This is a genomic window from Streptomyces sp. NRRL B-24572, from assembly GCF_002156145.1.
Lineage (GTDB): Bacteria > Actinomycetota > Actinomycetes > Streptomycetales > Streptomycetaceae > Streptomyces > Streptomyces vietnamensis.
In genome coordinates this window covers 1-12,615 of the sequence record NZ_MWIG01000276.1, presented here as the reverse complement: position 1 = coordinate 12,615, position 12,615 = coordinate 1, and the positions used below count along the sequence as shown (strand labels likewise).

Annotated in this window: 15 protein-coding genes; 7 read left to right on the top strand and 8 right to left on the bottom strand. The window is 72.1% G+C overall.

The window, feature by feature from the left end; genetic code table 11:
• The first annotated feature begins 115 nt into the window (after nucleotides 1-115).
• The 3 genes from CCN56_RS43230 (at nucleotide 116) to CCN56_RS17160 (ending at nucleotide 1,836) form a co-directional block, all read left to right on the top strand.
• Nucleotides 116-439: a hypothetical protein gene (locus CCN56_RS43230; protein WP_179199871.1), complete on the top strand. Its 324-nt coding sequence runs from the start codon at nucleotides 116-118 to the stop codon at nucleotides 437-439.
• Between the two features lie 167 nt (nucleotides 440-606).
• Nucleotides 607-1,161, top strand: a complete 555-nt coding sequence (locus CCN56_RS17165; RefSeq protein ID WP_256962008.1) for a DUF5753 domain-containing protein — start codon at nucleotides 607-609, stop codon at nucleotides 1,159-1,161.
• A 144-nt stretch (nucleotides 1,162-1,305) separates the two neighbouring features.
• Nucleotides 1,306-1,836, top strand: a complete 531-nt coding sequence (locus tag CCN56_RS17160) for an NUDIX domain-containing protein (protein WP_086827830.1) — start codon at nucleotides 1,306-1,308, stop codon at nucleotides 1,834-1,836.
• Nucleotides 1,837-1,995: 159 nt separating this feature from the next.
• Here the strand turns inward: CCN56_RS17160 and CCN56_RS17155 are convergent, their stop codons facing one another.
• Both CCN56_RS17155 and CCN56_RS17150 read right to left on the bottom strand, forming a co-directional pair.
• Complete coding sequence (locus CCN56_RS17155) at nucleotides 1,996-2,961, bottom strand: sigma-70 family RNA polymerase sigma factor (RefSeq protein ID WP_179199870.1); 966 nt, start codon at nucleotides 2,959-2,961, stop codon at nucleotides 1,996-1,998.
• A 457-nt stretch (nucleotides 2,962-3,418) separates the two neighbouring features.
• Nucleotides 3,419-4,402: a sigma-70 family RNA polymerase sigma factor gene (locus tag CCN56_RS17150; RefSeq protein WP_086827826.1), complete on the bottom strand. Its 984-nt coding sequence runs from the start codon at nucleotides 4,400-4,402 to the stop codon at nucleotides 3,419-3,421.
• A 146-nt stretch (nucleotides 4,403-4,548) separates the two neighbouring features.
• Here CCN56_RS17150 and CCN56_RS17145 point away from each other — a divergent pair, with 146 nt between their 5' ends.
• Complete coding sequence (locus tag CCN56_RS17145) at nucleotides 4,549-4,965, top strand: SgcJ/EcaC family oxidoreductase (protein WP_086827824.1); 417 nt, start codon at nucleotides 4,549-4,551, stop codon at nucleotides 4,963-4,965.
• An 18-nt stretch (nucleotides 4,966-4,983) separates the two neighbouring features.
• Here the strand turns inward: CCN56_RS17145 and CCN56_RS17140 are convergent, their stop codons facing one another.
• The 4 genes from CCN56_RS17140 to CCN56_RS17125 all read right to left on the bottom strand — a co-directional run bounded on the left by CCN56_RS17140 (nucleotide 4,984) and on the right by CCN56_RS17125 (nucleotide 6,993).
• Entirely contained in the window at nucleotides 4,984-5,469 is a 486-nt protein-coding gene (locus CCN56_RS17140; RefSeq protein ID WP_086827822.1) for a GNAT family N-acetyltransferase, read from the bottom strand.
• Nucleotides 5,470-5,661: 192 nt separating this feature from the next.
• Complete coding sequence (locus CCN56_RS17135) at nucleotides 5,662-6,081, bottom strand: DUF6304 family protein (RefSeq protein WP_086827821.1); 420 nt, start codon at nucleotides 6,079-6,081, stop codon at nucleotides 5,662-5,664.
• Nucleotides 6,082-6,123: 42 nt separating this feature from the next.
• On the bottom strand, nucleotides 6,124-6,366 hold the full coding sequence (locus tag CCN56_RS17130; protein WP_086827820.1) for a hypothetical protein: 243 nt from the start codon (nucleotides 6,364-6,366) through the stop codon (nucleotides 6,124-6,126).
• Nucleotides 6,367-6,411: 45 nt separating this feature from the next.
• On the bottom strand, nucleotides 6,412-6,993 hold the full coding sequence (locus CCN56_RS17125) for a dihydrofolate reductase family protein (RefSeq protein ID WP_086827819.1): 582 nt from the start codon (nucleotides 6,991-6,993) through the stop codon (nucleotides 6,412-6,414).
• Nucleotides 6,994-7,130: 137 nt separating this feature from the next.
• Between CCN56_RS17125 and CCN56_RS17120 the strand changes: the two genes are divergently transcribed.
• On the top strand, nucleotides 7,131-7,706 hold the full coding sequence (locus tag CCN56_RS17120) for a TetR/AcrR family transcriptional regulator (protein WP_086827818.1): 576 nt from the start codon (nucleotides 7,131-7,133) through the stop codon (nucleotides 7,704-7,706).
• A 12-nt stretch (nucleotides 7,707-7,718) separates the two neighbouring features.
• On the opposite strand, the gene CCN56_RS17115 is transcribed toward CCN56_RS17120, so the two are convergent.
• Nucleotides 7,719-8,762, bottom strand: a complete 1,044-nt coding sequence (locus CCN56_RS17115) for a family 2 encapsulin nanocompartment cargo protein polyprenyl transferase (protein WP_086827833.1) — start codon at nucleotides 8,760-8,762, stop codon at nucleotides 7,719-7,721.
• Nucleotides 8,763-8,909: 147 nt separating this feature from the next.
• Nucleotides 8,910-10,325, bottom strand: a complete 1,416-nt coding sequence (locus CCN56_RS17110; protein ID WP_086827817.1) for a family 2B encapsulin nanocompartment shell protein — start codon at nucleotides 10,323-10,325, stop codon at nucleotides 8,910-8,912.
• 254 nt (nucleotides 10,326-10,579) lie between these two features.
• On the opposite strand from CCN56_RS17110, the gene CCN56_RS17105 reads away from it, so the two are divergent.
• Nucleotides 10,580-11,170: an N-acetylmuramoyl-L-alanine amidase gene (locus tag CCN56_RS17105; RefSeq protein ID WP_086827816.1), complete on the top strand. Its 591-nt coding sequence runs from the start codon at nucleotides 10,580-10,582 to the stop codon at nucleotides 11,168-11,170.
• Between the two features lie 458 nt (nucleotides 11,171-11,628).
• Complete coding sequence (locus CCN56_RS17100; protein WP_086827807.1) at nucleotides 11,629-12,522, top strand: 1-aminocyclopropane-1-carboxylate deaminase/D-cysteine desulfhydrase; 894 nt, start codon at nucleotides 11,629-11,631, stop codon at nucleotides 12,520-12,522.
• The last annotated feature ends 93 nt before the right edge of the window (nucleotides 12,523-12,615 follow it).

Here is a 12,615-nt window from a genome sequence, read left to right as displayed (position 1 = left end):
GCGCTGCCCGCCAGGCGGGCCCGATCGGTGACGGCGGCGTCGTGGGCGGCGGACAGGTCGGGCACGTCGGCAACTCCGGTGGGTGGGCGGCGGGCAGGGACGCACGGACGGCCGTGTGCTGGAGTCGTTCGCGCAGGTGTACCGCCTGCGCGTTTCCAACGTACTGCGGCCCCTCCAACTCCCGCCCGAGAACGGTGAGCCGGCGCACGATGCTGGCCGACATGCGCTCCGGCGAGGACCGGAGGACGAAGCCGAGCGTTTCCTCCGTGCCATCCAGGTCACCCAGGAGCAGGTGCCCGCGGGCGAGATCGAGGTGCGCGGCGAACAGGTCGCCGACCGACCGGTCGTCTCCGTCCGCGCTGCGACAGAGGTGGATCGCCTTCTCTGCACTAAGGAAGCCCTCGGAGCCCTCGCCATCGAGATGAAGCGCATGGCCTGACCGATTCCCGCTCTACAAGATCGGACACTCGGAGCCATCCTCGACCGGAACGGCAGCGCACATCGAAGCCGCCCCGGCGGCACCACGCAGGAGGGGATGCGGTGACCAGTTCAGTTCCCTGGACGGATCGTCTGTCCACCGGTACAGAAGCGACTCAGGACGACGTGGTGCGCTGGTACCAGAGCACGCGCGAAGGCAAGGCGTACGTGCCCACGATGATCTGGGGCACGCTCCAGACCGAGGCGTACGCCACCGTGATCCTCGGCCAGGTCGTCGACTTCCTCGGCATCCCGAACGACGTGCCGGCGGGCGTCGCCAAGCACATGCAGCGACAGCAGGTGCTGTACGACGGCGAGCACCACTACGACGTCGTCCTCGGGGAGCAGGCTCTCTACACGAACATCGGTGGACCCGAAGTCATGCGGGAACAGATCGAGCGCCTCCTGCGAGAGCTCGGCCTGGCCTCCCTCACCCTCGGGATCCTTCCCTCCACCGCACGGGTGGACCTGTTCCCCGTCCACGCGTTCAACATCTACGGCGACTGCGACCGGGCCCACATCGAACTCGTCTCCTCCTCCGTGGACATCACAGAGCAGAGCGAACTCGACCTCTACAACAAAGCCTTCGCCGCGCTGAGCGGTGCGGCATCATACGGCGACGCTGCGGAGGAGCTCCTGAAGAAGGCCCACTCCTTCTGGACCAACACCCCGCTCCAGCAGTAGGCCCTCGCCGCTCCAGCGGCGAACACTGCCGCAGCAGTCCGAAGCGCACCCGATCAAGACCGGCGCGTGCCCCATCGCCAGCAATCAGAGCCTCGGCGGCGGCCTCGCCACCCAAGCCAGTGCCGACGAGGCCATCGCCCTCACATGCCCGACAACCCAACCGCCGAAGGGAACCCAGTGACCGAGCAGGCCGACGACCAACCGAAGGCCCTCAAGCCGGCGCTCGAATCGATGACCCTGCTCGTCGCCGCCGTCATCGTCCACGACAAGGCCACCAACCGCGTCGTCCTCCTCCAACGCAGCGAGAACGCCAAGTTCGCCCAGGGCATGTGGGACCTTCCCGTCGGCAAGAGCGAACGTGGCGAATCGATCACCGAGACGGCCGTCCGCGAGCTGTACGAAGAGACCGGTCTGACCGTGAAGCCCGAGTCCCTCAAGCTCGCCCATGTCATCCACGGAGCTTGGGGCGTGGAGGCCCCTAACGGCTTCCTCACGGTCGTGTTCGTCACGCACGAGTGGGCTGGCGAGCCCGAGAACCGCGAACCCCGCAAGCACGCCCAGGTCCGCTGGGTCCACGCCGACGCCGTCCCCGAGGAATTCGTGGAGACCACCGCCGGCGCCCTCGACCGCTACCTCGGAGGCGGGCCGCAGGTCTCCCTGAACGGCTGGGGCTAGGCAACCAGCGTCCCGGCACACTCGTGCCGACCGGGGACCCCGTCGCGTCCGAACTCAACGGCCCGGCCACGCACACGCTCGGATGGGAACCCAGCCGAGCGCCGCATCAGCTCCTCATGGCGAAGAAGAGTCCTGACCTCTGCCTCACCGTCGCCGGGTCTACAGACCGTGGCCGTGGGTTCGGTACGGCACGCCCAGCCGGTCGCCGACCTCGGCGAGGACATCCGGGCAGAAGTAGTACCAGCGCAGGCACGTGATCCCGTCGTCGGATGTCTCCGCCCGGAGGACGTCCTCGACAGCCTCGGGACCGTCGTCGTCGGTCGGGGTGGCCCACATCAGGACCAACGGATCGCCGTCCAGCTCCCGAACCTCGGCGCGCCACCGCACGGAGGTCTCCAAATGCAGAGTGTGGTGCAGCGAGCCGGCGGCAATCTGGTCCCTCCCCACTTCGTGGGCCATCCCGATGACGTCGCTGACCGCGTCCTCGACGAACAGCTTGGTCAACCCGTCCAGGTCGTACGCGGTGAACGCCTCCGCCATGGCATCGAGGGCGTCACGGTCGGGAGCCGTGCGCCGGGTGAGCGCGGTGGGCCGATCGGGGTCGGCGAGCCGTCCGCGGCCACGGTGCAGTGCGGCCTTGACCGCACCCTCGGTGGTGCTCAGCATGGCGGCGATCTCCTTCAACGGCAGGTCGAACACGTCCTTGAGCACGACAGCCGCTCGCTCCTGCGGCGCCAGCAGGGTGGCCACCTCCGCGAGCGCGTCCCTCACCTCGGCGGGATCGGTGCCGGCAGGCGCCGCACGCTCGGAGGGCTCGACGAGAAGCGGGGCGGGACGGCGGACCTGGTCGAGGTAGGCGTTCGTCGCGATCCGCACCAGCCACGCCATCGGACGCTCGACCTGCTGGTGGGACTGCGCCGCGCGTGTGAGGGCTCGGGCGAGCGTCTCCTGGGCCAGGTCCTCGGCGTCCCACACGCTGCCGGTCAGATGACGGCAGTATCGGAACAGCTCACCCCGCAACGGCTCCAGAGCGACCAGGAACTCACGGCGCGCGGCCTGGGCCGCCGCCAGCAGAGGCTGCGGCAGCACGTCGAGCGCGGAAGACAGATCGGGGTCAGGCGTCACTTCACAGCTCCTTGGACGGCGAAACGGCTGTACACACCAGTACGACGGGACAGCCTTCGAATCCGATACGTAGCCGCGAAAGTGAGCCCGCTCACTCCGCTCAGGCTCACCGGCGGAAGGGAGCACCTGACCAGACGGGTGCTGTTCCGACGAGCAGCGTATTGCGACGATCGCTGGACCTCGTCTCTGCGATCCCCCGGGCCAGGCTCACGTGGAGCAGTCCGCACACAGTCCGCAGGACACCCGATCAAGACCGTCGCACCCCATCGCCAGCCATCATCAAAAGGCCAGGTCAGCGACCCACAGGGAACAACCCCGCAGGTCACCGACCTGACCGATTACTAGGAGACCAAGAAGGCCTGACCTTCACCCGGTCCCCGACCGCACCCGGCCCGCAGGCCGCCGAGCACGGCGTCCCCCGTGGGCCGGGTGCGGTCTTTTCCCGGTCGCAAGGCGGTCAGCGTGCCGGTGGGAGGGTTTCCGGGAGGGCGAAGGCGGTGAGGACGGCGGGGTCCTGGAAGACCGTGTTCCGGGTGATGCGGCCGTCGGCGACGTCGAAGACCTGGAGGGTGTGCAGGCGGTGGGCGGTGCCGGCGAGGCGTACGTAGGCCGCCATCGCGGGCTGGCCGTTCGCCGCGGTGGGCAGGACGCGCCAGTCGGTGCCGTTCGCCTCGTACACCCAGTGCATGAAGCCGGCGTACCGGTCGCGGCCGGTGAACCAGGTGCTGACCGGCGGCATCTCCAGGATCGCGTCGTGGGCGAGCAGTGCGGTGAGCGCGCCGATGTCCGCCTTCTCGAAGGCGGCCGCGTACCGGTCCACCACCAGCCGGTCGGCGGCCTCCTCCGCCACCCCCGTCTCGCTGACGCCGGCCTCGGCGAGCCGGGTCCGGGCACGTTGGAGAGCGCTGTTGACCGCCGCCGGGGTGGTGTCGAGGAGCTCCGCGGTCTCGGCGGCCGAGCAGTCGAGGACGTCGCGCAGGATCAGCACGGCCCGCTGGCGGGCGGTCAGGAACTGCACGGCGGCGACCCACGCCAGGCGCAGGGTGCCGCGGGCGGCGACCACCTGGCCCGGGTCCGCGAGCCACGCGTCCGGGATCGGCTGGAGCCACGGCACCTCCGGTGCGAACTCCAGGGGCGTCAGCGGGTCCTCGTCGGGTGTGCCGAGGCCGCTGGGCAGGGGGCGGCGCGTGCGGGTGTCCAGCGCCGTGAGGCACGCGTTGGTGGCGATCCGGTACAGCCAGGTGCGCACGCTCGCGCGCCGGGCGTCGTAGCGGTCGAACGCGCGCCAGGCGCGCAGCAGGGTGTCCTGCACGAGGTCCTCGGCCTCGTGCGCGGAGCCGAGCATCCGGTAGCAGTAGGCCAGGAGCTCCCGGCGGTGCGGGTCGGTGCTGCGGGCGAACTCGGCGGCCCGTTCGTCGGGGTGGGTGCTCGTGGTGGCCATGCCTGCCTCTCTCGGTGCGGTGATCTCCGTACGTACCGGCGGGCGTCCCGGAACTCATCGGCGGACGAGCGGACGGCCGCGATGAATTCCTGACGGCTCCCCGGTACGTACCCGGTGACATCCCCTCGACCTTCCAGGAGGACACCATGGTCACGACGACGACCCCGCAGGACACCGCCGCCGAGCAGCAGGTGCGGTCCGTGATCGACGCCGTGTACGAGGCGTGGACGGCCAACGACGCCGACGCCTTCGTCACCCACTACGCCCCCGACGCGACCGCGGCCCTGCCCGGCTCCTTCCGCGACGGCCGCGAGCGGATCCGGGCCGCGATGGCCGCCGGTTTCGAGGGCCCCTTGAAGGGCTCGACCATCCGCGACGAGATCCACAGCGTGCGGTTCCTCGGCGAGTCCCGCGACGCCGCCGTCGTCGTCGCCCGCAGCACCGTCGTCCTCGCCGGCGAGACCGACGTCCCGGAGGACCGCTGGGTCCGCGTGACCTGGGCGCTGGAGCGCACGGGCGCCGACGGCTGGCTGGTGGTCGCCTATCACAACTGCGCCGACTGACCGCCGGCCCGGGCGGCGCTACGCCTCCGTCGGGAGCGTGTAGCGCCGTTTCTCCTTGGACGTGGCGCCCAGGCGGTCGTAGAAGCGGATCGCGCCCTCGTTCCAGGCGGGGGTCTGCCACTGGAGTTCCGGGAGGCCGAGGGTGCGGGCCTCGGTGCGGAGGGCCGCCATCAGGAGGGGGCCGAGGCCGTGGCCGCGGGAGGCCTCCGTGAGGTAGAGGCAGTCCATGTGGAGGTACTCGGTGCCGTCCCAGGTGGAGAGCTCCGGGGCACAGGTCGCGTAGCCCGCGAGGGTGCCGTCGGGGAGGACGGCGACGAAGCAGCGGAGGCGGGGCGGTTCGGGGCCGAAGAGGAGGCCGGCGAGACGGTCCGCGAGGCCGGGGGCCGGGGGCGCGGACTTCTCGTACGCGGCGTGCTCGACGATGAGCTCCACGACCCGGGGCAGGTCCTCGGGGCGCGCGTGGCGTACCTCTGCCCGGCCGGGATCTTCCTCGCGTTCGCTCATACGGTCATCATGCACGGTCCCACCGACAGCGTGGCCGGTACGGGGCCCCCGCGGGGCCCATCCCCCGGCAGGTCGCCGCGAGTTCGGCCCGCCGCGCGTCCAGGGGCGCGACCGCCGGCACCGTCGTCCACAGTGCCGGCGGCGCCCCGGGTTTCCGTGCCCGGATCGACCGGGGCGTCGCCGTACCCGGCCTCAGGCCGCCTGGAGGAGCCTGCGGCCGAAGTCCGCGCCGGCCGGCAGCTGTTGCCGTACCCGCTCCAGGGCCCCCTCGAAGTCGCCCCCGGCGACACACGCCTCGAAGGCGGCGCCGCCGTAGTGCAGCGTCAGGCTGAGGTCTGCGCGCTCGCCGAGCGTCAGCAGGCAGGCCAGCGTGGCCTGTTGGGCTGCGCCGTCCACGACGACGGGGAGCGGCAGGTCCCACTCCAGGACGCAGCCCGTGAGGGCCCGTCCACCTTCTTCGGCGGCGGCGAGCGCGGCGAAGCTCTCGCCCGTGTACTCGACCCCCCTGATCCGGGTGGCGACGCGCCGCCCGTCGGCCGTGATGACGATCGCTTCCGCGCCGCTGCGGTCCCGGTACCAGCCGGTCCAGACTTCTGTCGACTCCGATGACATGCGCGGACTGTAGCGGTATGACCGGCTCCGCCGCGCGTCCGGTCACCCCGGGGCCGGACTTCTCCCGATCTCGCCGTTCTTGCCGGTCACGTGCGGGGGAGCGGCTTCCGCCCCCTCCTCGCGGAGCGGGCAGTTCGGATTGCGGCAGGGCTGCACCTCCCACTCCGGCACCCAGGCTCCGAGGACCTTGTGCCGGGTGGCCAGCACGGCGAGCGGTTCGCCGCAGGCCGGGCAGTGGCGCTCGGCCAGGGGGTCCCGCGTCGTGCGAGGCGCCTCGTCACTCATGCGTCCAGGGTAGGCCGCCCCGCACGCGAGCGCTTCCCGCCGCCGCTATCGCTTCCTGGTGTACCTGCGGACGAGCACACCGTTGTCGAAGGCGCGGACGTCGGCGAGGTCGAAGTCCCGGGGCTCGAAGCCGGCGCCGAACATCGGCATGCCGGTGCCGTAGACCTGCGGGTAGGTCTTGATGACCAGCTCGTCGATCTCCTCGATGAGCTCGCCGGCGATGGTGGAGCCGCCGCAGAGCCAGATGCCCAGGGGGCCGTCCTCGGCCTTCAACTCCCGGACGCGGCCGACGAGGTCGTCGGCGATCAGCTCGACGTCCGGGTGGGGCGACTCGGAGAGCGAGCGGGTGGCGACGAACTCGCGCAGGTGGCCGTACGGGCTGGTGACGCCGATGTCCAGGGCGAGCCGGTACGACCCCAGCCCCTGGACGACGGTGTCGAAGTGCTTGTTCTCGCCGTCGACGCCGAGCATCTCCCGGCCCTGCGTCGGAATGGTCTCCGGGTATTCGGTGCCCATCCACGCCATGTACGACCCCTCGGTGTACTTGAACATGGAGGTGGCATCGCCCTCGGGGTCGCCGATGAAGCCGTCGATGGTGCAGGCGATGTAGTAGGTGAGCTTGCGCAAACCGGTCCTCTTCGTCCGGGGAAGCGGCTGCAGTCGCAACCACGACAGATATAGTGCTTCACCTGTAGTGGTTGCGCAAGACCTGTTTTCGAAGAGTCCGAAGAGTCCGAAGAGTCCGAAGAGAAGGAGCCCCCGACGTGGCGAGAAACCCGGAACGCCGTACGGCACTGCTCGACGCCGCGATCGAGGTCCTGGCCGACGAAGGCGCCCGCGGGCTGACCTTCCGGGCGGTCGACGCCCGGGCGGGGGTCCCCACGGGCACCTCGTCCAACTACTTCAGCGACCGGGACCGGCTGCTCTCCCAGGTCGCCGACCGGATCTTCGTACGACTCACCCCGGAGCCCGGCGCCATCGACGCCGCGCTCCTTCCGACGCCCAGCCGCGCCCTGGTCGTCGAGCTGATGCGGTGGCTCGCCCGGCGCATGACCGCCGAGCGCACCTGCTATCTGGGCCTCTTCGAGCTGCGCCTGGAGGCCGTGCGCCGCCCCGAGCTGCAGAAGCGGTTCACCGAGGTGCTCCGGGCCGACCTCGACCTGAACATCCGGCTCCACCTCGACTCGGGCATGCCGGGTGACGCGGACACCGTCCGGGTGCTCTACGTCGCCCTCACCGGACTGCTCCTCGACCACTTCACCGTCCCCGGCCTCCTCGGCGACCGGGACCTGGACGAGATGATCGAGACCGTGGTCACCCGGATCGTCCCGGAGACGTGAGGACCGGGCCCGTCAGCGCGTGCGCCGCGTGACGAACTCCGCGAGGGCCAGCAGGTCCTCCGCGGCCGCCAGGTCCGGCACCGCCTGGGCCAGGTGCTCGACGGCGCGGCCCATGCGCTCGGCCGCCTGGGCCTGCGCCCAGTCGCGGCCGCCGGCCCGCTCGACGGCCTCCGCCGCCGCCCGTACCGCCTCCGCGTCGAGGGTCGGACGGGAGTACAGCTCGGCCAGCTCCTCCCCCGCGGGGGTGCCGGAGGTGAGCGCCGCCACCACGGGAAGCGACTTCTTGTGGGCGACGAGGTCGGCTCCGGCCGGCTTGCCGGTGCGCTCCGGGTCGCCCCAGATGCCGATGAGGTCGTCGATCAGCTGGAAGGCGAGGCCCGCCTCCCGGCCGAAGGCGTCCATCGCCGCGACCTCCTCCTCGCCCGCGCCCGCGTAGAGCGCGCCGATGGCGCAGGAGCAGCCGAGCAGGGCGCCGGTCTTGGCGGTGGCCATGGCCAGGCACTCGTCGAGGGAGACCTCGCGCGGGTCGCGCTGCTCGAAGGCGCAGTCGGCCTGCTGGCCGGCGCAGAGCTCGATGATGCAGGCCGCGAGGCGCGCGGCGGCGGCCGCGGAGGCGGGGTGGGGGTCCTCGGCGAGCAGCCGCAGGGCCAGCGCGCTCATCGCGTCACCGGCCATGAGGGCGTCCGGGATGCCGAAGACGGTCCAGGCGGTGGGCCGGTGCCGCCGGGTCGGGTCCTCGTCGACGATGTCGTCGTGGAGCAGGGTGAAGTTGTGCGCGAGCTCCACCGCCGCCGCGGCCTTCACGGCCCGGGTCTCGTCGGCGCCGAGGGCGCGGGCCGCCGCGAGGACCAGGGCGGGCCGGATCGCCTTGCCCGGCTGCCCCGCGTCCGGGGTGCCGTCGGCGCGCTCCCAGCCGAAGTGGTACATCGCCACCCGCCGTATGGAGCCCGGCAGGGACTCGACGGTCGAGCGCAGTTGGGGATTGACGGCGGTACGCGTCCGGTCCAGGAGCGTCACGGCCCCCTGGCCGTCGGCGACGGCATCCGTGCGGGTCATGGTCACGGTCGTTTCCTTCGCATCTTTACGCGGTGGTCCGTCGCGGCGGTCCGTCACCGGGGGCCGTCACGGCGGTCTTGTGCCGGGACGGGCCGGGGAGCGCCCGGGGGCGGGCGGGTTCGGCCCCCGCCCCCGGGCTCCGACGGCTCAGCGCCAGCGGCTGACCTCGACGTTCTCCAGGACGCCGAGGGCGTCCGGGACGAGGATCGCCGCCGAGTAGTAGGCCGTGACCAGGTAGGAGATGATCGCCTGCTCGTCGATGCCCATGAAGCGGACGGAGAGGCTGGGCTCGATCTCGTCGGGGAGGCCGGTCTGGTGCAGACCGATCACGCCCTGGTCGGCCTCGCCCGTACGCATGCAGATGATCGAGGTGGTCCGGGCGTCCGAGACCGGGATCTTGTTGCACGGATAGATCGGGACACCGCGCCAGGTCGGGATGCGGTTTCCGGCGATCTCGATGGTCTCGGGCACCAGGCCGCGCTTGTTGAGCTCGCGGCCGAAGGCGGCGATGGCGCGCGGGTGGGCCAGGAACATCTTGGAGCCCCGGCGGCGGGAGAGCAGCTCGTCCATGTCGTCCGGGCTGGGGACGCCGTCGTGCGGCTGGAGCCGCTGCCCGTAGTCGCAGTTGGAGAGGAGGCCGAACTCCTTGTTGTTGATGAGCTCGTGCTCCTGGCGCTCGCGGAGCGCCTCGACCGTGAGCCGCAACTGCTGCTCGGTCTGGTTCATCGGCTGGTTGTAGAGGTCGGCGACGCGGCTGTGGACCTTCAGCACGGTCTGGGCGACGCTCAGCTCGTACTCGCGGGGCTTGGCGTCGTAGTCGACGTAGGTGTGCGGGACGACCGCCTCGCCGACGTGGCCGGCGGAGAGGTCGATGGCGGCCTCGCCGTAGGTGTTGGTGCTCCGGTCGGGCGCCGACGCCACGCCCGCGAGGTGGGCGGCGAGCGAGCCGGCCCGGTCCGCGAGGTTCCGTACGTCGTCCCGGGTGAGCTCCAGGACCGTACAGGCGGTGGCGGCCCGGGCGGTCCAGTCCCAGGTGGCGTCCGCGCTGACCAGCGCGTCCTCGCCGAGGTAGGCGCCGTCGGCGAGGACGCCGAGCACGGCCTCGTCGCCGTAGGGGCCCTCGCCGATCTGCTCGATACGGCCGTGCGCGAGGAGGTACACCCGGTCGGTGGGGGCGCCCGACACGGCGATGATCTCGCCCGCCGCGAACTCCCGCTGGGCGCAGCGGGCCGCGAGCTCGGTCAGCGCGCTCTCGTCCTCGTAACCGCGGAGTGCCGGGAGTTCGCCGAGTTCGGCGGGGATCACCGCGACGCGCTCTCCGGTCTGCACGAAGGTGACGCGGCCGTCACCCACGGAGTAGCTGAGCCTCCGGTTCACCCGGTACGTACCACCCTGCACCTGGACCCACGGCAGTGTCCGCAGCAGCCACCGGGAGGTGATCTCCTGCATCTGCGGGGCCGACTTGGTGGTCGTGGCGAGGTTCCGCGCGGCGGCGGTCCCGAGACTCTGCTGCGGGGCCTGCTGCTCCGCGCGGACCTCGCCGTCAACCGAACCAACGGACATGGAACTCCCTCTCGTATGACTGAGTTGCGAGAGAAAGCCTTTCAGCACGGAACGTGTCGGCGCCATTACACATTCGGGTGGGACTGTTCGACGATCTTCGGGGCATGTCACGTGATTTCCATCCGAACAGCGCAGCCCCACCCGTCTCCTGACGATCTGTCCGGATCGCATCGCACACGGCCCGAACGGATGGCAGCGGAGCGGCGGACTCCGGTACTCCGGAAGCTCACCCCGTCCTCCGGAAGGAGTCGGTCATGGCCACACCCATGTCCGCGCACAGGTTCCTCAACGCGCTGCGCGCCGAGGGCCTCGCGGTCGTCGAGGTCGGCGACTGGTCCACCCACAACCGCAACCACAAGGGCCCCTGGGGCCCGGTGAACGGCGTGATGATCCACCACACCGTGACCCGCGGCACCGCCAACACCGTCCGGATCTGCCGGGACGGTTACGAGGCCCTGCCGGGGCCGCTCTGCCACGGCGTGATCGCCAAGGACGGCACGGTCCACCTCGTCGGCTACGGGCGCGCCAACCACGCGGGGCTCGGCGACGACGAGGTCCTCCGGGCGGTCATCGCCGAGCGGCGGCTGCCGCCGGACGACGAGGCCACCACGGACGGCAACCGGCACTTCTACGGCTTCGAGTGCGAGAACCTCGGCGACGGCGAGGACCCGTGGCCGAAGGTCCAGCTGGAGGCCATCGCGAAGGCGGCGGCCGCCGTCTGCCGGGTGCACGGCTGGACGCACCGCTCGGTCATCGGGCACCTGGAGTGGCAGCCGGGCAAGGTGGACCCGCGCGGGTTCACGATGGCGTCGATGCGGGAGCGGATCGCCGACCTCCTGCGGTAGCGGGGCGGGGTGCGGCGGCCCGAGGGGCGTCGGGTCCGACGGGCGCCGCAGCCCGAGAGCCGTCGGGTCCGACGGGTGCCGCAGCCCGAGAGCCGTCGGGTCCGACGGGTGCCGCAGCCCGAGAGCCGTCGGGTCCGACGGGTGCCGCAGCCCGACAGGTACCGGGTGCGACGGGCGCACCGGCCCGGCAGACGCGGCGGCTCGACGGGCGCTGGGTCCGAGGCGCGGCAGGCCCAAGGCACGGGGGCCCGAGGCACGGCGGGCCACCAGCACGGCGGACCCCCGGCACGGCGGACCCCCGGCACGGCGGACCCCCGGCACGGCGGACCCCCGGCACGGCGGACCCCCGGCACGGCGGGCCGCCCGCCCTTCGGGCTCGAAGGGCGGCGGGCCCGCCGTGGCCGGCGCCGCTGCGGCCCGTCGCAGGGCCGTGGATCCGGTGGGCTCACAATGGCCGGGTGAACGCGTTCGACCTCTCCCACCTGCGGCCCCGGCTCCCCTCGCCCCTGGAGCCGGTGGAGGACGAGCGCTTCGCCCGGCGCGGTCTCACGCTGCTGCTCAAGCGCGAGGACCTCATCCACCCCGACCTGCCGGGCAACAAGTGGCGCAAGCTCTCGCTGAACCTGCGCGAGGCGGCCGGCCGGCCCGTGCTCACCTTCGGCGGCGCGTACTCCAACCACCTGCGCGCGACGGCCGCCGCCGGCCGGCTGCTCGGCTTCCCGACGGTCGGGGTGGTCCGGGGCGACGAGTTGGCCGGGCGCCCGCTGAACCCCTCGCTCGCGCGGTGCACGGCGGACGGGATGCGTCTCGAGTTCGTGGACCGGGCCACGTACCGCGCGAAGAACGACCCGGCCACGCGCGCGTGGCTCCTGGAACGGGCCCCCGCGGGCGCGTACGTGGTCCCGGAGGGCGGCAGCAACGCGCTCGCCGTCCACGGCTGCGTAGAGCTGGGTCGCGAGCTCGCCGGCCTCGCCGACGTCGCCGCGGTCGCCTGCGGCACGGGCGGCACCCTGGCGGGGCTCGCGGCCGGATTCGAGGGCCGGACCCTGGGCGTCCCTGTCCTCAAGGGCGGCTTCCTCGGCGGGGAGGTCCGCGCCCTCCAGGAGGCGGCCTTCGGCGGCCCGCGCGGCGACTGGACCCTGGACGAGCGCTTCCACGGCGGCGGCTACGCGCGCGTGTCCCCCGCCCTGGAGGCGTTCGCACAGGACTTCGAGGCGCGGCACGGACTCGCCATCGAGCGGCTGTATGTCGCCAAAATGCTGTACGGCCTGACGACCCTCGCGGAGGAGGGCGCCTTCCCGGCGGGCACCCGGCTCGCGGCGGTGATCACGGGCGCGCCGGAGACCGTCTAGTACCGGAGACGGCCCGCTGGTACCGGAGACGGCCCGGCGCCGGACAGACCCTAGCCGTCGGTCTCGCGGTACGCCGCCGCCTCGACCTGGAGG